The 19,876-nt window shown below is 68.7% G+C and carries 21 protein-coding genes; 5 read left to right on the forward strand and 16 right to left on the reverse strand.

What is annotated here, in order from left to right; genetic code table 11:
* Nucleotides 1-30: 30 nt before the first annotated feature.
* The 5 genes from ftsH to dacB form a co-directional block, all read right to left on the reverse strand.
* On the reverse strand, nt 31-2,067 hold the full coding sequence (gene ftsH / locus ACXC9Q_RS09750; protein ID WP_457056155.1) for an ATP-dependent zinc metalloprotease FtsH: 2,037 nt from the start codon (nt 2,065-2,067) through the stop codon (nt 31-33).
* A 207-nt stretch (nt 2,068-2,274) separates the two neighbouring features.
* Nucleotides 2,275-2,826 (reverse strand): hypoxanthine phosphoribosyltransferase, encoded by a 552-nt coding sequence (gene hpt / locus ACXC9Q_RS09755; RefSeq protein WP_328525797.1) that lies wholly within the window; start codon nt 2,824-2,826, stop codon nt 2,275-2,277.
* A gap of 4 nt (nt 2,827-2,830) precedes the next feature.
* A complete protein-coding gene (gene tilS, locus ACXC9Q_RS09760) occupies nt 2,831-3,895 on the reverse strand; it encodes a tRNA lysidine(34) synthetase TilS (protein WP_457056156.1) in 1,065 nt (354 codons plus the stop codon).
* The gene (locus ACXC9Q_RS09765) at nt 3,867-4,961 is read right to left on the reverse strand and encodes a zinc-dependent metalloprotease (RefSeq protein WP_328525795.1); all 1,095 of its coding nucleotides are present in this window, start codon (nt 4,959-4,961) and stop codon (nt 3,867-3,869) included. The genes tilS and ACXC9Q_RS09765 overlap by 29 nt, the downstream gene beginning before the upstream one ends.
* Before the next feature lie 39 nt (nt 4,962-5,000).
* Nucleotides 5,001-6,359 (reverse strand): D-alanyl-D-alanine carboxypeptidase/D-alanyl-D-alanine endopeptidase, encoded by a 1,359-nt coding sequence (gene dacB, locus ACXC9Q_RS09770; RefSeq protein WP_457056157.1) that lies wholly within the window; start codon nt 6,357-6,359, stop codon nt 5,001-5,003.
* Nucleotides 6,360-6,409: 50 nt separating this feature from the next.
* Here dacB and ACXC9Q_RS09775 point away from each other — a divergent pair, with 50 nt between their 5' ends.
* Nucleotides 6,410-6,898, forward strand: coding sequence for an inorganic diphosphatase (locus ACXC9Q_RS09775; protein WP_328525793.1), 489 nt, complete (start codon nt 6,410-6,412; stop codon nt 6,896-6,898).
* A gap of 55 nt (nt 6,899-6,953) precedes the next feature.
* Here ACXC9Q_RS09775 and ACXC9Q_RS09780 read toward each other — a convergent pair whose 3' ends face one another.
* A complete protein-coding gene (locus tag ACXC9Q_RS09780) occupies nt 6,954-7,295 on the reverse strand; it encodes a MarR family winged helix-turn-helix transcriptional regulator (protein ID WP_457056158.1) in 342 nt (113 codons plus the stop codon).
* Between ACXC9Q_RS09780 and ACXC9Q_RS09785 the strand changes: the two genes are divergently transcribed.
* From ACXC9Q_RS09785 to ACXC9Q_RS09795, 3 genes are all read left to right on the forward strand, one after another.
* Nucleotides 7,270-7,812 (forward strand): quinone oxidoreductase family protein, encoded by a 543-nt coding sequence (locus ACXC9Q_RS09785; RefSeq protein WP_457056159.1) that lies wholly within the window; start codon nt 7,270-7,272, stop codon nt 7,810-7,812. The two genes, ACXC9Q_RS09780 and ACXC9Q_RS09785, sit on opposite strands and share 26 nt — an antisense overlap.
* Before the next feature lie 115 nt (nt 7,813-7,927).
* Complete coding sequence (locus tag ACXC9Q_RS09790) at nt 7,928-8,818, forward strand: LysR family transcriptional regulator (protein WP_457056160.1); 891 nt, start codon at nt 7,928-7,930, stop codon at nt 8,816-8,818.
* Nucleotides 8,819-8,866: 48 nt separating this feature from the next.
* Complete coding sequence (locus ACXC9Q_RS09795) at nt 8,867-9,574, forward strand: SDR family oxidoreductase (RefSeq protein WP_457056161.1); 708 nt, start codon at nt 8,867-8,869, stop codon at nt 9,572-9,574.
* A 6-nt stretch (nt 9,575-9,580) separates the two neighbouring features.
* Here the strand turns inward: ACXC9Q_RS09795 and ACXC9Q_RS09800 are convergent, their stop codons facing one another.
* The 4 genes from ACXC9Q_RS09800 to ACXC9Q_RS09815 form a co-directional block, all read right to left on the reverse strand.
* Nucleotides 9,581-11,002: a C40 family peptidase gene (locus tag ACXC9Q_RS09800; RefSeq protein WP_457056162.1), complete on the reverse strand. Its 1,422-nt coding sequence runs from the start codon at nt 11,000-11,002 to the stop codon at nt 9,581-9,583.
* Between the two features lie 231 nt (nt 11,003-11,233).
* Entirely contained in the window at nt 11,234-12,010 is a 777-nt protein-coding gene (locus ACXC9Q_RS09805) for an endonuclease/exonuclease/phosphatase family protein (RefSeq protein WP_457056163.1), read from the reverse strand.
* Nucleotides 12,011-12,112: 102 nt separating this feature from the next.
* The gene (locus tag ACXC9Q_RS09810; protein ID WP_457056164.1) at nt 12,113-13,183 is read right to left on the reverse strand and encodes a WD40/YVTN/BNR-like repeat-containing protein; all 1,071 of its coding nucleotides are present in this window, start codon (nt 13,181-13,183) and stop codon (nt 12,113-12,115) included.
* 21 nt (nt 13,184-13,204) lie between these two features.
* Nucleotides 13,205-14,479: an RICIN domain-containing protein gene (locus ACXC9Q_RS09815; protein WP_457056165.1), complete on the reverse strand. Its 1,275-nt coding sequence runs from the start codon at nt 14,477-14,479 to the stop codon at nt 13,205-13,207.
* Nucleotides 14,480-14,566: 87 nt separating this feature from the next.
* Here ACXC9Q_RS09815 and ACXC9Q_RS09820 point away from each other — a divergent pair, with 87 nt between their 5' ends.
* Nucleotides 14,567-15,133: an SDR family NAD(P)-dependent oxidoreductase gene (locus ACXC9Q_RS09820; protein WP_457056762.1), complete on the forward strand. Its 567-nt coding sequence runs from the start codon at nt 14,567-14,569 to the stop codon at nt 15,131-15,133.
* Here the strand turns inward: ACXC9Q_RS09820 and ACXC9Q_RS09825 are convergent.
* The 6 genes from ACXC9Q_RS09825 to ACXC9Q_RS09850 all read right to left on the reverse strand — a co-directional run bounded on the left by ACXC9Q_RS09825 (nt 15,122) and on the right by ACXC9Q_RS09850 (nt 19,844).
* Nucleotides 15,122-15,421, reverse strand: a complete 300-nt coding sequence (locus tag ACXC9Q_RS09825) for a thiamine-binding protein (protein ID WP_457056166.1) — start codon at nt 15,419-15,421, stop codon at nt 15,122-15,124. The genes ACXC9Q_RS09820 and ACXC9Q_RS09825 overlap by 12 nt on opposite strands.
* Before the next feature lie 58 nt (nt 15,422-15,479).
* Complete coding sequence (locus ACXC9Q_RS09830) at nt 15,480-17,072, reverse strand: MDR family MFS transporter (RefSeq protein WP_457056167.1); 1,593 nt, start codon at nt 17,070-17,072, stop codon at nt 15,480-15,482.
* The gene (locus ACXC9Q_RS09835) at nt 17,069-17,695 is read right to left on the reverse strand and encodes a TetR family transcriptional regulator (RefSeq protein WP_457056763.1); all 627 of its coding nucleotides are present in this window, start codon (nt 17,693-17,695) and stop codon (nt 17,069-17,071) included. Before ACXC9Q_RS09835 ends, ACXC9Q_RS09830 begins: the two co-directional genes overlap by 4 nt.
* Nucleotides 17,696-17,827: 132 nt before the next feature.
* The gene (locus tag ACXC9Q_RS09840) at nt 17,828-18,823 is read right to left on the reverse strand and encodes an aldo/keto reductase (RefSeq protein ID WP_457056168.1); all 996 of its coding nucleotides are present in this window, start codon (nt 18,821-18,823) and stop codon (nt 17,828-17,830) included.
* Nucleotides 18,824-18,907: 84 nt separating this feature from the next.
* Nucleotides 18,908-19,372 carry a methyltransferase family protein gene (locus ACXC9Q_RS09845; RefSeq protein ID WP_457056169.1) on the reverse strand — a complete coding sequence of 155 codons (465 nt, stop codon included), beginning with the start codon at nt 19,370-19,372 and terminating at the stop codon, nt 18,908-18,910.
* Nucleotides 19,365-19,844 (reverse strand): MarR family winged helix-turn-helix transcriptional regulator, encoded by a 480-nt coding sequence (locus ACXC9Q_RS09850; RefSeq protein ID WP_457056170.1) that lies wholly within the window; start codon nt 19,842-19,844, stop codon nt 19,365-19,367. The genes ACXC9Q_RS09845 and ACXC9Q_RS09850 overlap by 8 nt, the downstream gene beginning before the upstream one ends.
* Nucleotides 19,845-19,876: the final 32 nt, after the last annotated feature.

Genomic DNA, 19,876 nt, shown 5'->3' on the forward strand with positions numbered 1-19,876 from the left:
CCGGATGGGTGGCGGCGCTGTGGTGTCAGCTCAGTCGTTCGGTGACGGCGGGGTGGGGCCGCTGCCGTAGGTCGGCGGGCGCACTGCCTCGTCCGGGCCGACCGAACCGCCCGGCAGGACATCCGACAGCGAGCCGTTCTGCTCGGCGCGGGTCGGCACCGGCATCACCGGCGGCTGGTCCGACGGCACCCGCGTGGACGAACCGGTCCAGGCCGGCCGCCGCTCCCGCTTGACCACCGGCTGGAAGACCCGGGCGATCTCGTTCTTGTCCAGGGTCTCCTTCTCCAGCAGCTCCTCGACCAGGTGGTCCAGGACCGCGCGGTTCTCGACCAGGATGTCGAAGGCCTCCTGGTGCGCGTTCAGGATCAGCTTGCCGACCTCCTCGTCGACCGCGGCCGCGATCTCCTCGGAGTAGTTCCGCTGGCTGCCGAAGTCGCGGCCCAGGAACGGCTCACTGCCGTCCGAGCCGAACTTGATCGCGCCGAGCCGCTCGGTCATGCCGTACTGCGTGACCATCGCCCGGGCCAGCGCGCTCGCCTTCTCGATGTCGTTGCTGGCGCCGGTCGTCGGATCGTGGAAGACCATCTCCTCGGCCGCGCGGCCACCGAGCATGTAGGCCAGCTTGTCCAGCATCTCGGACCGGGTGGTCGAGTACTTGTCCTCGTCCGGCATCACCATCGTGTATCCGAGCGCCCGGCCCCGCGGCAGGATCGTCACCTTCTGCACCGGGTCGGAGTGCGGCAGCGCGGCGGCGACCAGAGCATGTCCACCCTCGTGGTACGCCGTCAGCACCTTCTCCTTGTCCGACATCAGCCGGCTGCGGCGCTGCGGACCGGCGATGACCCGGTCGATCGCCTCGTCCAGCCCGCGGTTGTCGATCACCTGCAGGTTGTTCCGTGCGGTGAGCAGGGCGGCCTCGTTCAGCACGTTGGCCAGGTCGGCACCGGTGAAGCCCGGCGTACGACGGGCGACGGCCCGCAGGTCCACGTCCGGCGCCATCGGCTTGCCCCGCGCGTGCACCTTGAGGATCTGCTCGCGACCGGGCAGGTCCGGCGCGTCGACGGCGATCTGCCGGTCGAACCGGCCGGGCCGCAGCAGCGCCGGGTCGAGCACGTCGGGCCGGTTGGTGGCCGCGATCAGGATCACACCGCCCCGGATGTCGAAGCCGTCCATCTCGACCAGCAGCTGGTTCAGCGTCTGCTCGCGCTCGTCGTGACCACCGCCGAGGCCCGCACCACGGTGCCGGCCGACGGCGTCGATCTCGTCGATGAACACGATCGCCGGGGCGTTCGTCTTGGCCTGCTCGAACAGGTCGCGCACCCGGGAGGCACCGACACCGACGAACATCTCGACGAAGTCCGAACCGGAGATCGAGTAGAACGGCACGCCCGCCTCACCGGCGACCGCGCGGGCCAGCAGCGTCTTACCGGTACCCGGCTGGCCGTAGAGCAGGACGCCCTTCGGGATCTTCGCCCCGACCGCCTGGAACTTCCCCGGTTCCTGCAGGAACTCCTTGATCTCGCCGAGCTCCTCGATCGCCTCGTCACAGCCGGCCACGTCCGCGAACGTGGTCTTCGGTGTGTCCTTGGTGATCAGCTTGGCCTTGGACTTGGCGAAGCTCATCACCCGCGATCCGCCGCCCTGCATGGAGTTCATCAAGAAGATGAAGACGACCGCGATCAGCAGGAACGGGATCAGCGTGGAGAACACCTGGCCGATGAAGCTCGGCTTCGGGTTCTCGACGTTGTACCGCTCGATCTTGCCGCTCTGGAACAGTGACTGCAGGTCGGCCCCGAGGGTGTCGGCCTGACCGTCGACCCAGTTCGCCTTGATCTTGGTGCCGTCGGTCTTCTCGACCCGGATCTCCTGGTCGGGGTCGATCAGCGTCACCGACTTGATCGTCTTGTCGCTCGACGACTTCGCCTGCTGGATCTGCTGCACGACCTGGCCGGTCGGCTCGGACTTGTACCCGGTCGAGCCGGTCAGGAGCTGTCCGATCACCAGTACGCCCAGGAAGGCGACGACGATCCAGAACAGGGGTCCGCGGAAGATGCGCTTCACGTCCATGATCGAGGCCTACGCCCCGTCCCTCCTAGCTCGGCAGGCCCGGGTATGCGGGCTTGAGACGGTAACACCAGTCCAAGTGTCTCGTGTCGCACAAGACAACACACCACGAGGGTCACCAAAGACGGTACGACCTGTTGTACAGGCCGTCACCAAGTCCGCCCCGAGGGACCAGTTTAGGACTTTCCCCGCCCCACCGCCCCGGCGTCGTCAGGAATAGACGTGCGGCGCGAGCGTCGCCACGCTGCGCAGGTTCCGGTATTTCTCCGCGTAGTCGAGCCCGTACCCGACCACGAACTCGTCCGGCAGCTCCAGCCCGACGTACTTGACCGGGACCCGCATCTTGGCCGCGCCCGGCTTCACGAACGCGGTGCACAGCTCCAGTGAGGCCGGCTTCCGTGACTCCAGGTTGCTGACCAGCCAGCTCAGCGTCAGCCCGGTGTCGATGATGTCCTCGACGATCAGCACGTGCCGGTTGGTGATGTCGGTGTCCAGGTCCTTCTGGATCCGGACCACACCGGACGACTTCGTCCCGGAGCCGTACGACGAGATGGCCATCCAGTCCATCTCCACGTGCCGGCTGAACGACCGGGCCAGGTCGGCCATCACCATCACCGCGCCCCGCAGGACGCCGACCATCAGGAGGTCCTTGCCCTCGTAGTCCTGCTCGATCCGCCCCGCCAGCTCCCGCAGCTTCGCCAGGATCTGGTCCTCGGTGTAATGGATCTTGGTCAGGTCCTTCTCGATGTCCGCCGCATCCACACGATCAGCCTGTCACATCCGGACCCAGGACGATGAACCCGCCCCGGCGGATTGCGCGGACCCCCTGGGGCAGATCGATCCATCGCTGTCCGCGCCAGTCCGTCACCAGTGCGTCGACGGCCGCGATGTGCCCGGCGGTGAGGTCGGTGGCCCGGCAACCGGCTTCGAGGGCCGCCTGGCGCAGCGCCCTGGTCCGCAGCGCGGCGGGCTCGTCCGCCAGCATTCCGACGTCGCACTGCACTTGATCGTCAGTACGCCGGACCGCCGTCTCCGCCAGGTCCGCGGCGAGCATGTCGAGTGCATCCGCATCCGCCCGGAGGAGTCCCGCCGTACGGGCCAGTGCCTCGACCACTCCAGGTCCGAGTGCCTCTTCCAGCACCGGAAGCACCTCGTGGCGAACTCTGACCCGGGTGTACTGCGGATCGTCATTGTGCGGGTCGTGCCACGGCCGGAGCCCGGACGCGATGCACGCGGCCGCCGTGGTGGCGCGTGGGAGCTCGAGAAACGGCCGCCGGAGCAGTCCGGCCACCGGAGCCATCCCGGCCAGCGAACGCGCACCCGACCCTCTGGCCAGCCCCAGCAGCACGGTCTCAGCCTGGTCGTCGCGAGTATGGGCCAGCAGTACGACGTCCGCCCCGAACTCGTCGGCCGCGTCGCGGAGCGCGTCATACCGGGCCGACCGGGCCGCCGCCTCCGGACCGCCATCGCTGCCGACCTCTACCGGGCGGACCAGGACGGGGTCGAGTCCGAGCCCCCGGCACTGCTCGGCGGCCGTCTCGGCGACATGGGCGGAGTCCGCCTGGAGACCGTGGTCGACGATGACAGCACCGGCGCGGAGCTTGAGCTTGGGCGCCTCGAAGGCGGTCGCCGCGGCCAGGGCGAGCGAGTCCGTGCCACCCGAGCACGCCACCAGGACCGTCGTACTGTGCGGCAGCTCGGACAGCATGCTCCGGATCGCCTCCCGGGTGCGCGCCACGGCGGGGTGCAGCTTCCCTCTCCGGTGCTGGACCAGCTCCTCGGCCGTGGACCGGCCCGGCGGCTCAGCCGTGGAGCCGGGCGACCCAGGCATCGGGGTTCGCGATCTCGTTCTTGGTCGGCAGCGTGTTGGGACCGGTCCACACCCGGTTGAACCCGTCCATGCCGACCTGGTCGACCACTCGGCGGACGAACGCGGCGCCGTCCTTGTACTGCCGCAGCTTGGCGTCCAGCCCGAGCAGCCGCTTCAGCAGCTGGTCCACCGGGTTGCCACTCTGGCGGCGCGACGTGAACTTGGACCGGATGGTCTCCACGGTCGGGATCACCGACGGCCCGACCCCGTCCATCACGAAGTCCGCGTGGCCCTCGAGCAGCGACATCACCGCGGTCAGCCGGTCCAGCACCGCCCGCTGCTCCGGCGACTGCATCAGATCCACCAGGCTCAGCTCGGTCTCACCCCGCATCGACCGGCCCAGCCGCTGCACAGCCTCCCGGAACATCGCCGCGTACGCCGATGCGTCCAGCTCGGCCTGGTCCAGGAACAGAGCGATCTCGGACCGCAGGTGGTCCCGCAGCCACGGGACCGCCGTGAACTGCACCCGGTGCGTCTCCTCGTGCAGGCACACCCACAGCCGGAAGTCCCGCGGTACGACGCCCAGCTCGGACTCCACGTGCATCACGTTGGGCGCCACCAGCAGGAGCCGGCCGGTCAGATCGGGCCGCTCCGGGTCTGGCTCGGCCGGGAAGAACGGGTCGAACTGGCCCAGCACCCTAGAAGAGAGGAAGGCGAGCAGCGCGCCGGCCTCGATGGCCGTCACCCGTGAGCCGACCGCCGAGGACAGCCCGCCGGTCCGCTCCGCCTTCTCCCGCAGCTTGTCGGCCAGCGGCTGCAGCACGGTCCGGAAACCGTCCGCGTTCGCCTGCACCCAGCCGGGCCGGTCCACGATCACGACCGGCGCCGTGGCCGACGTGGCCTGCAGTCCCGTGAACTCCCGGACGTGGTGCTCGGAGTCGGCCGCGAACTGCCGCAACTCGGCCACTACCTGGTCCGCCTCCGCGCGGCTGACCGCCGGTCCGGGGCGCAGCAGCTTGCGCGCCACTCCGGTCGCCAGCTGCCAGTCGACCATCTCGGCCGTGGTCCCGCCTTCCGCCGTACTCATGTTCCGACCCTAGTCGTATGTCCCAAGACACGCTTCCGATCAGACAGCGCAGCCGCAGTTGGCGAGGGCTGCGGCGGCCCGGTCGAGGGCGGCGCGAGCGTTGAGGGTCTGCGGGAGCGCGACGCTGTCCGTGGCGATCGCGAACACCAGAAGCGTGCCCGTGCGGTCACGGGCCAGCCCGGCCAGGCTGTGGACGTTGGTGAGCGTCCCGGTCTTCGCACGGACCAGTCCGGTGCCGGTGCTCGTACCGGGCGCGACGAAGCGGTCTTCCAGGCTGCCGGTGAAGCCTGCGACCGGCAGACCGGTCAGCAGATGCCGCAGCTCCGGGTGGTCCTCCGACGCCGCCACCCGGACCGCACCTGCCAGAAGCTCGAGCGGAACCTTGTTGGCCCGTGTCAGGCCGCTGCCGTCGAAGATCCGCGCCTTGCTGACGTCCAGCCCGAGCTTGGTGAGCGTCTCCCGGACGCCCTTGACACCGCCGACGTACGAACCGCCGTTCTTGGTCGCCAGGCCGACCTGGCGCAGCAGCACCTCCGCGCCGTCGTTGTCGCTGTGCAGGTTGATGTACTCGACGATCTGGCCCAGCGTGGGCGACGCCACCTGCGCGATGGGCTTCGCTGCGGCCGGAGCGACCGCGGCGCGGACAGCCGGCGCCACGGTGATCCCGTAACCGGCCAGGAGCCTCGCGAACGCGGCTGCGGCCGCCTGCGCCGGAGCGTCCGAGCGCTTGGCCATGCCCGGAGAGAGCCGCCCCTCGTTCACCCACAACGCCGAGGTGCGGGCCGCGATGCCTTCGGGCAGGTAGTTCGGCTCCCAGTTCGCGTTGGCGGCCGGACCGGTGAAGAGCGAGGCGTCATAGCCGAGAGTGACGCGCGTGACGCCCTGCGCCTTCAGTGCCTTCGCTGTACTCGCGGCCAACGTCTGCAGGGTGGCACGGGCCGGGAAGTCGGAGCTCGCCGCGGGCTTCGTGGCTAGCAACGGGTCACCACCACCGACCAGGACGATCGAGCCGTTGGCCGCGCTGACCACCTTCGTGGTGAAGGTGTGATCGGCTCCGAGGGTCTCCAGCGCCGAGACCGTCGTCAGCAGCTTCAGCGTGGACGCCGGGGTGAACGGAGTCGCCGTACCGGCGGAGAAGACCGCTTGGCCGCGTGAGGCGTCGTACACGTAGATGCCCCGGTGCTTGCCGAGGGATGGGTCCTTGAGGAACGCGGCGAGCGCCTTCTGGACGCCGGCCGCCGTCGGTGCGACGCCCTCGCCCTTGGCCGGCGCCAGTACGACGGGAGCCTGCTGGGCGGACTGCACTGATCCGGGTACGGCGCCTGCTCCGCTCACCAGGCCCACACAAAGGGCCGTGGCGAGCAGCGTGACGAACACCGCACGGGGAGGACGAGCCACCGGGCTGCTCCTGTCAGTCGGTCGGTCGGAACCGTGACAGTATCTGCCGTATGGAGTTCGACGTCTTCATCGAGATCCCCAAGGGCACTCGCAACAAGTACGAGCTGGACCACAAGACGAACCGGCTGCGCCTGGACCGCACCCTGTTCACGGCCACTCAGTACCCGTCCGACTACGGCTTCATCGAGGACACCCTGGGCCAGGACGGCGACCCGCTGGACGCGCTGGTGCTGCTGCCCGAGCCGACGTTCCCAGGCTGCCTGATCCGGGCCCGCGCCATCGGCATGTTCCGGATGACCGACGAGAAGGGGCCGGACGACAAGGTCCTCTGCGTCCCGGCCGGCGACCCGCGCCAGGAGCACCTGCGCGACATCCACCACGTGCCCGAGTTCGACCGGCTCGAGATCCAGCACTTCTTCGAGGTCTACAAGGACCTCGAGCCCGGCAAGTCCGTCGAAGGCGCCACCTGGGTGGGCCGCGCCGACGCCGAGGCCGAGATCACCGCCTCCTTCGCCCGCCTGAAGACCGAAGGCCACTGAACCGAAGGCCACTGAGCAGCGACGCCGCCGGCCCGCACTCGCGGCGCCGGCGGATTCACTCCGCGGTCAGCCGGCCCAGCAACTCCAGCAGAGTCTTGCGTTCACTCGCACTCAGGGGCTCGAGCAACTCCGCCTCGGCCGCGTAGATCAGCTGGTCCATCGCGACCAACTGCTTCTTCCCCGTCGCCGTGATCGCGACGATCTTCCGCCGGCGGTCGGCCGGGTCGACCCGGCGTACGACGTACTCCAGCGCCTCCAGCTCGTCGAGCACGGTGACCAGGTCGCTGCGGTTCAGCACGATCCGGTCGGCCAGCGTCGCCTGGACGGCTTCGCCGTCGTCGGCCAGGCTCGCCAGTACGTGGTAGTGCACTGTGCTGATCCAGTCCGCGGCCGGCACCGTCGGCCACCTGTCCGTCCAGCTGGCCCGTTTCTTCGACCCGAAGACAATCATCGGTACGGCGTCGTCGGCCAAGCGGCTCGACTTCATCCGGGAGCTCGGCGCCGAGGGCGTCGACCTGACCGACTCGGACTGGCCGGCCAAGGTCCGCGAGATCGCACCCGACGGCGTCGACACGGTCCTCGACGCGGTCGGCGGCAAGGTCTTCGACCAAGGCCTCGACCTGGTCGCACCCCTCGGCACCACGATCACGTACGGCGCCATCACCACCGAACTCCCGACCGTCTCGGCGATGGGCCTGTTCGGACTCAAGACCGTCTCCGGCGTGGGAATGCTCGGCTGGCGCCAGGCCCGCCCGGACGAGGCCCGCGCCGACATCGCCGAGGTCACCCGCCGCTGGCAGAACGGCGACCTGCGCCCGGTCGTCCACGCCACCTATCCGTTGACCGAGGTCGTCCGCATTCACGAAACCCTCGACGCCCGCACCAACCTCGGACGCCTCATCGCGACCACCTGACCCACCCACCACCCCTGACCGGGCAACCTTGTGCACGGATCAACCGCCGGCGGGCGCTTTCGATGGTTGATCCGTGCACAAGGTCGAGGAAGACGAGGGCGGATAAGGTCGCCTGGTGGAGCTGCGGCAGATGCGGTACTTCGTGGGTGTCGCGGAAGAACTGCATTTCGGCCGGGCCGCCGGGCGGCTGCACATCTCCACCCCGACCCTCAGCCAGCAGATCAAACAGCTCGAACGTGAGGTCGGCACTACCCTGCTGATCCGGCACAGCCGCGGCGTCGAGCTCACCCCGGCCGGGCAGATCTTCCTGGCCAGGGCCCGGGAGACGATCCAGGCGGCCGGCCTGGCGCTGAAGGACACGCGCCGGGTGGCCGGCCTGGACGAACCGGTGCTCCGGCTCGGCCTGCTGAACGGCATCCCGGGGTGGCTGCCCGCCGCCCTCGAACAGCTCGCCACCGAAGCCTTCCCGAACAGCACCGTGACCCTGGCGGCCGGCACCACCACCGACCAGCTCCGGATGCTCATCGCCGGCGAGATCGACCTGGGCCTGGTCCGCACCCCACTGACCTTGCCGCCGGCCATGACCTCGGAGCACCTGGGCGCCGAGGAGCTCGGCGTACTGCTGGCCGCGACCCATCCGCTGGCGGCGAGCAGCGAGCTCACCCTCGACGACCTCGCCGGGTACGAGCTGATGTGGATCCCGCGCGCCGCGGCACCGGAGTTCTACGACGACGCGCTCATCCGCCTCGGCAGCGGGATCCGGCTCAGCGGCATCAGCATGAGCCACTCCCAGCTCCGCTCCGCCCTCCTCGTCCGCCGCTCCGCGATCAGCCTCGGCTCCCGCCGCGCCGCGACCCCCGACGTCGTCTGGCGGCCTTTGAAGGGTCGCCCTCTGATCGCCAGGTACGCCGCCGTCTGGCGGACCGACTCGCGCAACCCGGTGCTCCAGGCGATGACCGTTAGCCCGGGCCTCACCGTCGTTAGGCAACAAGTCGTGGCGGACTGACACCCGCGGTGGTTGGCTCGAAACGCCAACAATCAAAGGGAGTCGTCAGTGCAAGAACACGTAGTGATCGTCGGCGGCAGCTCCGGCATGGGCCGCGCGCTCGCCGCCGAACTCGTTGCCCAAGGCAGCGAAGTGACGATCGCCGGCCGTTCCGCCGGCAAGCTCGACACGGTCCGCCGCGAGCTCGGCGTACGGGCCGTGGCCATGGACCTCGGGGTCGAGCGCGACATCGAGCGGCTGTTCGCGACCACCGGTACGGTGAGTCACATCGTCACCACCGCCGCCGATGTCGGTGGCGCCTACCAGCCGATCAGTGAGTACGACGTGAACGCTGCGCGGTCCGCGGTCGACTCCAAACTGTTGGGCCCGCTGCTGCTCGCCAAACACGGCGCGTCCGTCCTCGAACCCGGCGGCTCGATCGTGTTCACGTCCGGGATCGCGGCGTACCGGCCGGGGCCCCGGGCATCGTTGCTCGCGGCACTCAACGGCGCGCTCGCGTCGCTGGCCTCGGCGCTGGCGGTCGAGCTGGCGCCGTTGCGGGTCAACGTGGTGTCGCCGGGCTGGGTGGACACGCCGATCTGGCAGGACGTGGCCGGTGACGCGACCGCGGAGACCCTGGCGGCGATGGCGGCCCGCCTCCCGGTCGGCCGGATCGGACGGACCAAGGACATCGCGGACGCGATCATCGCCCTGCTACGCAACGGGTTCATCACTGGCACCGTCCTGCATGTCGAGGGCGGACATCGGCTGGTCTAGGGGCGATCAGGGCCGGCCGAAGAAGTTCGGCGGGATCCAGTAGAAGACGCTGGCGATCTGCACCGGCTGGCCGGTCCGGGGCGCGTGGATCATCCGCCCGTTGCCGAGGTACATCGCGACGTGGTGGATGGTCCCCGGGTCATCCGGGTTCACTGCCCAGAAGATCAGGTCGCCCGGCCGCAGCTCGTCCTCGTCGATGTGCCGGACCTGCTCGTACTGCGCGACGCTGTAGTGCGGCAACTGGACACCGGCCCGCTCCCACGCGCCCATCATCAGACCGGAGCAGTCCCAGCGGGACGGGCCGGTCCCGCCCCACAGGTACATGTCGCCGAGCTGGGACATCGCGAAGTCGATCGCCGCCTGCGCTCCCCGGCGCGTGCTGTGGCTGTTGCCGTTGTCGTTGCCGTTGTCGTTGCTGGGCCGGTCCGGCTTGTGCTGCTTCGGCGGCTTCTTGCCGTGGTTCTTCTTCGCCTGCTCGCGGGCCTCCTTCTCCTCCCGCGCCTGCTCGGCCCTCTCCCGCGCCTGCTCGGCCTTCTCCCGGGCCCGCTCGGCGGCCTCCCGGGCGGCGATCCGCCGCTTCAGCTCGGCGGCCTTCCGCGCGGCGAGTGCGGCGGCGCGTTGCCGCGCAAGCTCCTCGAGCCCCCGCTGCCGCTGGGCGGCCACCCGGACCGACGTGTTCTGCAGTACGGCGAGCTGCGCGATCGACTGGGTCCGCTGCACGCCCATCGCGGTCACCGCGGCGGCCTGGGCGGCCTCCGCGTCCTCGGCCGCCTGCTTCGCCTTGGCGGCCTCGTCGGTCGCCTGCTTCACCTTGACCACGGCCTGGTCGGCCTGCACCTTGAACAGGTTCGTGACCACCTGGGTCGCGGTGTACCGCAGGTAGGACCCCTGCATCGCGGTCGACACCGAGCGCGCCGCGCCGGCCGAGTCGAGCAGTTGCTGCGGACCGTCGGCGGTGAACAGCGGCGCGATCTTCGCCACGTCGCCACCACCCTGGTACGACGCCGCCGCGAACCGGCCGATCTGCTGCCGCTGGACGGCCAGGGTCTGCTGCGCCTTCGCCGCCCGGGCCGCCGCGGCGGCCGCCTCGGCCTTGGCCTGCTGCAGTTTGTACACCGCGCCGTTGTACGCCTCGTCCGCAATCCCGGACTGGATGCCGAGTTGCTCGAGCCGCGCGTTCGCCGCGGCCAGCTGCCGCTCGATCGCGGCCACCTGGCCGGCCTTCGAGGCGGCGGCCTGCTTGGCCCGCTCGACCGCGGCCTTGGACGGAATGACCGGCGGCTTCGGCTTGGTGGCCTCGGCCGGGACCGTTTGGATGGCCATCGAGCCGGCCAGGCAGATCGCGAGCACCCCGGAGAGCAGTGCCCTACCGGTCTTCCCAGTGCTCCCGACCCGCCCGCCGGACGTGGCCCTCGAGGGCGTCCGCATCGGAATCGTTCCTTCCGCCGGTCACGAACCCCTTCCCCAGGGTTCGTGAACTTTTGGTCCTCATGGACCACATACGTGACACTAGTTGCCCGCAGCCCCATTGGGAACACCATTCACACAAGTATCTTTGTTGCACCTGCGTGTCGGCTTGACAAACTACAAGCTTGTAATTCGCGACGGCATGACAACGGCGCCCATCCGGAGGCCGGATGGGCGCCGCGACGTGGGTTGTCAGTACAGAGTGAACGTGGCGACGACGGGCAGGTGGTCCGAGGCCGGCGTGACCGGGACCTCGGCCTTGACCGGGCTCAGCCCGGCGCTGTGCAACTGGAAGTCGATCCGTTTGGTCGGGTCGCCGGCCTCGATCGTGTAGCCCGGGCCGACACCGACCTCGGTCCAGGTGTCGTCGAGCACCGCGGTCAGGGTCTTGATCTCCGGCTTCTCCGGCGTCGCGTTCAGGTCACCCACGAGCAGCGTCGGGACGTTCGACGTACCCAGGAGCTCGATCACCTTCCGCGCCTGCTCCAGCCGCTCGGCGTTGTTGTTGCTGGTCAGGTGCGTGTTCGCGAACCGCAGGTCGGCGCCGCGAACCTTGATGCTCGCCACCGCGAGCCCACGCTGCTCCCCGGTCGGGTAGAGCGGCAGGAGGGTGTTGGTGAAGTCCTTGATCGGGTACTTCGACAGGATCGCCGTACCGTACTGGCGCCGCGGCTCGCCCGGGTTCACCGGCGGGAGGTCGAGGTTGGCGGCGTACGCGTAGTGCATCTTGAGCCGCTCGGCGAACCAGGCCGGCTGGTCGACCCAGTTGCTCCGGACGTCCCAGTGCCGGTCGACCTCCTGCAGCCCGACCACATCCGCACCGGACTTCTGGATCAATACGGCGATCCGCTCGAGATCGAGGACTCCGTCGATCCCGGCTCCGTGGTGGATGTTGTACGTCATCACCGTCAACGGCCGGCCTGGACGCCCGGCGTCCGGCTGAGCCGCGGCAACGGTTGGAATCACCATCAAGAACCCCACGAGAAGAACCGTTAGCAATTTACGCATGCGTCCATCGTTCCGGAAAACCGGCGACACCCGCACTACCACCGAGTGTCGCCGGTCTGAACGTCAGTGCACGAGTCGAGCGACGGCGCCCTTGGCACCCGAGGCCCAGCAGCCCGCGTGGGACCCGTGGCCGGCGCATTCGACGCTGTCGAAGCTGCCGTCGTAGAACTGCTTCCAGCTGCGTCCGCCGTCGTAGCTCACGTCGCTCCCGGACGGACCGACCGCGACTACCGTCGACAGCGACCACGGCACGAAGGACGACCCACTCCGGTACCCCTTCGGCGCCTTGTCCGCCGCGACCAGCTTCCAGGTGCGGCCGCCGTCGTACGTGACCGACGCGGCCTTCACGGCCTCGGTCGGCTTGAGGAAGTCGCCACCGACCGCGACCCCGAACAGTGGCCCGCGGAAGGCGAGGCTGAAGATCCCGGCCGCCTCACCACTGGCCATCGGCGAGTCGGCGACCGTCCAGTGCTTGCCGCCGTCAACGGTCCGGAACACCCGCGGCCGGTCGCCGCCGCCGGACGCGAACCACGCCGTCCGGCCGGGTCCGGCGACCAGGCAGGTCCCGCTCGCCGCGAACGCGAACTCACCGGTCAGCGCGGCCGGCATGCCGGCGTTCGACTGGACCTTCCACGACTTGCCGCCGTCCGAGGTCGCCGCGATCCGGAACTTCCCGTCCACCGGGTCGCTCAACGCCAGCCCGTGCTTGTGGTCGTTGAAGGCGAAGCAGTCGTAGAAAGCGTTCGCATCCGTGTTCCGGAACGTCTCCGTCCACGTCTTGCCGCCGTTCACGGTCCGGTAGATCCGCGAGTCCTCGCCGGTGCCGATCGACAGGACCAGCGCCCGCTGCGCATCGAACGCCTCGACATCGCGGAACTGCAGTGCGCCGGCACCGGGCGGGCTGACGTTCTGCCAGTGCTTCCCGCCGTCGACGGTCCGCAGCACCTGCCCTTCGGTCCCGCCCACCCAGGCGACGTCCTTGCTGACCGCCGACAACCCGCGGAACTGCGCCGTACTCCCGGTCGGCGTCTGCTTCCACTGGTACGACGGTCCGCCGCTCGCCTGGGCGGGGACGAGCTGGGACATCAACAGCAGACCTCCTGCCGCCACAGCGGCCACACGCAGGATTCTCATGCGCGTGAACCTAGTCCATGGTCAGGCAATCGTCAGCTGGAAAGACTGCGCCGCGGTGCCGTTGCAGGTGAGTTGGACGAGTTGCGTGCTGTCGGCGGTGGAGCCGTTGGGGACGGTCAGGCACTTGGTGCTGAGGCGGCTGACGAAGTGGAAGTACCCGCTGCCTTCGGAGACGGCCTGCCACTGCTGATTGTTGCCGTTGCTGTACGTCCACAACTGCAGGCCGGCGTTGTCGGCGGCGGACACCCCGGTCACGTCGATGACCTTGGTCGCGTCGTTGCGGTTGTTCACCCGGGTGAAGCCGCCGGACGTGGGCTGGAACTGGAACTGCTGTGCCTGCGTGGAGTTGCAGCTGTACTGCTGGATCACGGTCCCGTTGGCGGTCGCGGCCGCGCGGGCGTCGACGCACTTTCCGTTGGCCTTGTTGGCGATCGTGTACCAGGCGGTCGGCGACGGCTGGTCCGCCGGCGGCGTCGTACCGGCGCCACCCAGCCACTTGAGCGCGTCCATCATGAACTGGTTCTGGGCCGGGCTGTCGAAGGTCGACGAGAGCCGGGTGTTGGTCTCGTAGTTCATCGCGTTGTGGCCGAAGTTCGCGTAGATCATCTTGTAGTTCTTGTTGGTCCAGATGATCGGGTAGTAGCCGCTGTACCAGGTCTGGTTCGGGTCGGTGCCGACCGGGAAGCTGGACGGGTCGATCGACGCCAGGATCTGGATGTCGGGGTTGTTCCGCAGGTCGTTCTGCCAGCTGTACCACTCACTCACCGACGACTGGAACGTCGCGCCGGTGTTCACCAGCGCAGGGTGCGATCGGTTCTCCGCCTTCAGCGTGACCGCGGTCGGTCCCCAGGTGTTCGACTGGAAGCGCCCGGTCCCGAGCAGCGTGTTGTTGAACCACGGCCAGCCACCACTCGCGTCGTTGTACGCCGACACGTGGAAGCCGAAGAACGCGCCACCGTTGTCCATGTAGCGCTGGAACCCGGTGCGCTGCGCGTCGGTGTGCGGCGAGTCGTCGAGGAACATCACCACTTGGTACTGCGACGCCGTCAGGTTGTTGAGCTGGTCCCAGTTGTTCGTGGCGGTGTAGGTGAACCCGTTCTGCGCCCCGAACTGCGGGAACCGCTGGTTCGCCTCTTTCTCGAAGTCGATATGCGCGGCGTCCCAGGTGCCGCTGTAGAACGCGAGCACGTTGAAGTTCGCCTGGACCTGAGCAGTCGCGGGCGTGATGGAGAGGGTGCTGACCAGCAGCACGAAGGCGAGCAGGAACGTGGGCAGGCGGAAGCGATCGGAAAGCATGGGGGGCGGCCCTTTCCGGTGCGGAACATTACGAAATTTCAGGACTTAAATTAACTCCGGATCAAAGTCCTGTCCAGAGCTCATCGACTGACTGCCCAAGACACCCAGCAGCCCCAGTTTGTCGGCGCTAGCGCCCATGACGTCAACGTGCTGATCACGATGGCCGGCATCATGCAGGTCGAGGACCTCCGCGATCCCGGTCACCTCGCGACCGCCGAGCAGACGATCGAGATCAACCTGCTCGGCACGATCCGCACCGTCACCGCGTTCACGCCGTACCTGCTGAAGCAGCGCGATCCGGCGATCCTGGCGGTGTCCTCCGGTCTCGCGTCGGTCCCGCTGACGATCACGCCGGCCTACAGCGCCACCAAGGCCGCGATCCACAGCTACACCCAAAGCCTGCGGATCCAGCTCGCGGACGCCGGGGTCCAGGTCATCGAGGTGGTCCCACCTGCCGTCCGGACCGCATTGCTGAACCAGGAGGACGACGAGCGGGCGATGCCGCTGGAGGAGTACCTCACCGAGACGATGGACCTGCTCCGGCAGCACCCGGACGCCGACGAGATCCTCGTCGACCGGGTCCGCTTCCTGCGCGATGCGGAACGGGAGAACCGCTACGACCAGGTGATCGGGATCCTCAACTCAGTCGGCTAGGGCCTGCTCGATCCGTTCGACCTTCGCGGTGAGCTGGCCGGTGTAGCCGGGGCGGATGTCCGCCTTCAGCACGAGGCTCACCCGCGGCGAAGCGGCGGCGACGGCGTCGACGGCCTGCTTGACCACGGCCATCACCTCGTCCCACTCGCCCTCGATGTTGGTGAACATCGCGTTGGTCTCGTTCGGCAGACCGGAGGCGCGGACCACGCGAATGGCTTCGGCCACCGCCTGGCCCACGCCTCCGGTCTCGTCACCGCCGGAAGGGCTGATGCTGAATGCAACGATCATGCATCTAGCGTCCCACTGACGACGTCGTTTGCACGATGGCGGCGTGTGAAGGACGTCGTTAGTGGGGCGCTGAGATGTCAGGCTCTTCTGCGGCGCGGCGCTCGGCTCCGCTCGTGGTGAGGAGGGGCTTCTCCTTGATGAAGAGGACAGCGAGGAGCGCGAGCACCGCGAACGGCACCGACATCGTGAACAGGTCCGCGGTCGCCGCGCCGTACGCGTTCTCGACGACGGCTCGAGCCTGCTCGGGTAGCTCGGCGACGTTCGGCACCGCGCCGCTGCCGCCGGACGAGGCACCGCCCGGGTTCAGCGTCTCGGTGACCTTGTTCGCCAGGATCGCACCGAGCACACTGACGCCGATGGTGCCGCCCATGCTGCGGAAGAAGCTCACCGCCGAGGTGGCCGCGCCCAGCTCTCGCGCCGGTACGTCGTTCTGCGCGGCGAGCACCAGGTTCTGCATCACCAGGCCGATGCCGACACCGAGGACGATCATGAACGCCCACAGCATGTACTTCGAGGTGTGCGCGTCGATCGTGCCGAACAGCGCCAGCCCGATCGGCAGCAGCACGCTACCGACGACCAGGTAGACCTTCCACTTGCCGTACTTCGTGATCAGCCCACCGGCGATCGTGGACGCGACCATCATGCCCAGGATCATCGGCAGGCTCATCAGCCCGGCCTTGGTCGGGGTATAGCCCTGCGCGATCTGGAAGTACTGCGCCAGGAACACCGAGCCACCGAACATCGCCACGCCGACCAGCGCGCTGGCGACGATGGCCAGCGTCACCGTGCGGTTGCGGAACAGGTCCATCGGGATGATCGGCTCGGGGTGCCGGCGCTCGACCAGTACAGCGGCCACCAGCGCCACGAGCGCCACCGCAACCAGCACGAAGCTCCAGCCGGACACCCATTCGAACTTGTTGCCGGCGAACGACGACCAGACCAGCAGCGTGCTCACCCCGGCGGTGATCAGGAACGCGCCCCACCAGTCGATCTTCACCTCCCGGCGCACTGTCGGCAGCTTCAGCGTGCGCTGCAGCAGCACGATCGCGGCGAGCACGAACGGCACGCCGACCAGGAAGCACGCCCGCCAGCCGAGCGGCGAGTCGACCAGGAAACCGCCGAGCAGCGGACCGCCGACGGTGGCCGAGGCGAAGATCGCACCGAAGATCCCGGAGTACCGGCCGAGCTCGCGCGGCGGGATGATCGCCGCCATCACGATCTGCACCAATGCGGTCAGACCGCCGGCACCGAGGCCCTGCAGAACCCTGCTGCCCAGCAGTACTTCGATGTTCGGGGCGAAGCCGGCGACGAGCGAGCCGATCACGAAGAAGCCCAGCGACAGCTGGACCAGCAGCTTGTTGTTGTAGAGGTCGGCGAGCTTGCCCCACAACGGCACCGTGGCCGTCATCGTGAGCAGTTCGAGGGTGACGACCCAGGTGTAGGAGGACTGACTCGCCCCCAGGTCGTGAATGATCCGCGGCAGCGCGGTCGACACCACGGTGCCGGCCAGGATCGCCACGAACATGCCCATCATCAGGCCGGAGATAGCCTGGATGGTCTGCCGCGGGGTCAGGCCGGTGGCCGGGGTTTCGTCAGTGGCAGTGACCTCACCCGACACCGACTCGGGCGTGGGCGAAGAGGTCGTTGTCATGAGTGACCTTTCTGGTTGCTGTGGTCCGGCCCGAAGGCGGGATCGAGGCCTTGGGCAAGCAAGTGGAAGGCCTCGTCGACGAGCTCGCCGACGGACCGGTCCGGGGCGTTCTTGTGCAGTTCCATCGCCACCCGGCAGGCCGCGCCGGCGGCGGCGACGATCAGCGCCACCCGGACCGAACCGTCCGGTTCGCCCAGCCGCTCGGCCAGCGCGGCGGTCAGCTGCCGCTCGTCGTCGAAGCTGGACATCAAGAGCTGATAGACCAAGTTCGGCGACTGCCTGATCAGCTCTCCGCGCCGCGACAACTCGCCGTCGCTCTCGAGATCACGCAGCAGGTCGCGGATGACGAACCACATCGTGGTCAGCGGCGACTCTTCGGCGGGCGCGGTCCGCATCCGCTCCAGGGCATGCTCGAGGTGCTCGGGGTTGCGCCCGAGGATCGCGTGCTCCTTGTGCGGGAAGTAGTTGAAGAAGGTCCGGACCGAGACATCCGCCGCCTCGGCGATCTCCTCGACCGTGACATGGTCCGGCCCCTTCTCCAGCGCCAGCCGCAGCGCCGCGTCGGCCAGCGCCGCCCGCGTCTCCCGCTTCTTCCGCTCCCGCAACCCACCGTCTGCCTGCATCACCCGTCCAGGCTAGGCGGATTCTTGCACTCACTGCAAACTATTAACGATGCAACTTTGCAGCACTGCACATTCGGGCACGAAGAGGGCGCAGCACCCGGGGGTACTGCGCCCTGAGGTCGAGTGCTCCGGTCAGCTGGGGCGGCGGACGAACTGCGGGAGGCGCAGGATGTTGTGCGGATAGGGCAGCGGACCGTCGCCGGCCTCGGTCAGCCGGCGCAGCTGGTCGTCGTCGAGGCTCCATCCCGTCGCGCCCAGATTGTCGGCGAGCTGGTCCGGGGTCCGCGCCCCGATGATCGGCGCGGTCAGTCCCGGCCGCTGCATCACCCACCGCAGCGCGACCTGGGCAGGCGTCCGGTCGACCTCGGCCGCGACCGCGCGGAGGGCGTCGAGCACCCGCCAGGTCCGATCGTTGTCGTGGCTGTCCCAGTCGGCCTGGCTGCTGCGACTGCCGGCCGGCGGGCCACCCGCGTCCTTGGTGTACTTGCCGGACAGCCAGCCGCCGGCCAGTGGGCTCCAGGCGATCACGCCGGCGCCCTCGTTCTGACACACCGGGATCAGGTCGAGCTCGGCGTCGCGGTCGAGCAGGTTGTAGAGCGGCTGCAGGCAGACGTACGGCTCCAGGCCGTGGTGACGGGAGAGGTCGATCGCCTTCTGTAGCTGCCAGCCGGTCAGGTTGCTGGCGCCGATGAACCGGACCTTCCCGCTGGTGACCAGGGTGTCGAGCGTGGTCAGCGTCTCTTCCAGCGGAGTCGCGTCGTCGAAGACGTGGATCTGGTACAGGTCGATGAAGTCGGTCTGCAGCCGCCGCAGGCTCGCGTCGACGCCGGCGAGGATGTGCTTGCGACCGGCCCCGCGGACGGGCAGTCCGGGGCCGGCCTCGCCGTACACCTTGGTCGCGATCACCAGGTCGTCGCGGTTCCTGGTCTTGAGCCAGCTGCCGATGATCTCCTCGGAGACACCGGCGGAGTAGGTGTCGGCGGTGTCGATCATGGTGCCGCCCGCGGCGACGAAATCATCCAGGATCCGGTGGGCGGTCGACTGGTCGGTCTCGCTGCCGAACGTCATCGTGCCAAGGCACAGCTCACTGACTTCCAGCCCGGTCCGACCGAGAAAGCGCTTGTCCATTGCGTCAACCTACAACGCCGTCGATACACCTTTCACCCGATAAATGAGGGAAAGCCTCCGGAGTTCCGCCCGGCCCGATTCCACTCAGCCGCTTCGGTACCTAGGCAGCCACGCGGGCACGGTCCGGCAGTAGTCCTCGTACTGCCGGCCGTATCGCTCCCGCAGTACGGGCTCCTCGTAGAAGCGCACGAACGACGCCATCACGGCCCACGCGAGTACGCCGTACGCCAGCACCCATGGGTCGAGAAAGACCAGCGCCTGCCCGAGGATCGCGGTCACCACGCCCACGTACATGGGGTTACGGACGAAGCGATAGTCGCCGCCCACGACCAACTCCTCCGTCGGAGCCACCGGCGCCGGCGTGCCCCGTCCTTCCCGGACGAACCGCACGAACGCCCGCAGTACGACGAACGCACCGGCCGCCACCACCACGAAGCCCGGCCAGAACCGCGGCGCCGCCCACCCACTCACCCACCACGGCACCAGGCCGCCCACCACGCACGGCGCTGCGAAGAAGAACGCGGTGCTGCCCAGCGCGGCCTTAAGCATGGTTGACTCTGGCGATCACGCGGTCGGCGAGGTCGCAGAACGTCTCGAGCTCGGCCGGGCTCAGGTCCGCGAACCAGTCATCGATCGCGGCGATGTCCCCCGCGTCCCGCTCTCGCCAGTACGTGGCGCTGTTGTTAGTTGCCGACAGCAACTTGCGACGCCGGTCGGCCGGATCCGGCTCGACCTGCAGCAACTCCTTGCGCTGCAGGGCCGCGACGATCTGGGCGACGTTCTGATGTGTGCTCCCGAGCGTGGTCGCGGCCTCCGCGAGCGACGGCTTCCCCATCGCCTTGACGGCGGTGATCAGCGCGGCCTGCTGCGTGGTGAGCCCGTCCGCACGCAGTCGCTCGTCCATCTCGTAGCGCAGTTTCTGCGCAAGCATCAGAGCGGTCCGGAATGCCCGCACCGACGGCGCCAGCTCCGAGCCCGCGCCGATCCCGAACAGCTTCCGGCCCTTGTCCCCTGACGACATAGGCAATATATTACCTATCACTGTCGAAGGGG

The sequence above is a fragment of the Kribbella sp. CWNU-51 genome (assembly GCF_054073265.1).

Excerpts from the sequence above, each read along its gene's own strand:
- ACXC9Q_RS09840 (WP_457056168.1), bottom strand. The coding sequence starts at position 18,823 with ATGGACAAGCGCTTTCTCGGTCGGACCGGGCTGGAAGTCAGTGAGCTG.
- ACXC9Q_RS09805 (WP_457056163.1), bottom strand. The coding sequence starts at position 12,010 with ATGGTGATTCCAACCGTTGCCGCGGCTCAGCCGGACGCCGGGCGTCCA.
- tilS (WP_457056156.1), bottom strand. The coding sequence starts at position 3,895 with ATGCCTGGGTCGCCCGGCTCCACGGCTGAGCCGCCGGGCCGGTCCACG.
- ACXC9Q_RS09775 (WP_328525793.1), top strand. The coding sequence starts at position 6,410 with ATGGAGTTCGACGTCTTCATCGAGATCCCCAAGGGCACTCGCAACAAG.
- ACXC9Q_RS09800 (WP_457056162.1), bottom strand. The coding sequence starts at position 11,002 with ATGCGGACGCCCTCGAGGGCCACGTCCGGCGGGCGGGTCGGGAGCACT.
- ACXC9Q_RS09835 (WP_457056763.1), bottom strand. The coding sequence starts at position 17,695 with ATGCAGGCAGACGGTGGGTTGCGGGAGCGGAAGAAGCGGGAGACGCGG.
- ACXC9Q_RS09765 (WP_328525795.1), bottom strand. The coding sequence starts at position 4,961 with ATGAGTACGGCGGAAGGCGGGACCACGGCCGAGATGGTCGACTGGCAG.
- ACXC9Q_RS09810 (WP_457056164.1), bottom strand. The coding sequence starts at position 13,183 with ATGAGAATCCTGCGTGTGGCCGCTGTGGCGGCAGGAGGTCTGCTGTTG.
- ACXC9Q_RS09850 (WP_457056170.1), bottom strand. The coding sequence starts at position 19,844 with ATGTCGTCAGGGGACAAGGGCCGGAAGCTGTTCGGGATCGGCGCGGGC.
- ACXC9Q_RS09830 (WP_457056167.1), bottom strand. The coding sequence starts at position 17,072 with ATGACAACGACCTCTTCGCCCACGCCCGAGTCGGTGTCGGGTGAGGTC.
- ACXC9Q_RS09845 (WP_457056169.1), bottom strand. The coding sequence starts at position 19,372 with ATGCTTAAGGCCGCGCTGGGCAGCACCGCGTTCTTCTTCGCAGCGCCG.
- ftsH (WP_457056155.1), bottom strand. The coding sequence starts at position 2,067 with ATGGACGTGAAGCGCATCTTCCGCGGACCCCTGTTCTGGATCGTCGTC.
- ACXC9Q_RS09825 (WP_457056166.1), bottom strand. The coding sequence starts at position 15,421 with ATGATCGTTGCATTCAGCATCAGCCCTTCCGGCGGTGACGAGACCGGA.
- ACXC9Q_RS09815 (WP_457056165.1), bottom strand. The coding sequence starts at position 14,479 with ATGCTTTCCGATCGCTTCCGCCTGCCCACGTTCCTGCTCGCCTTCGTG.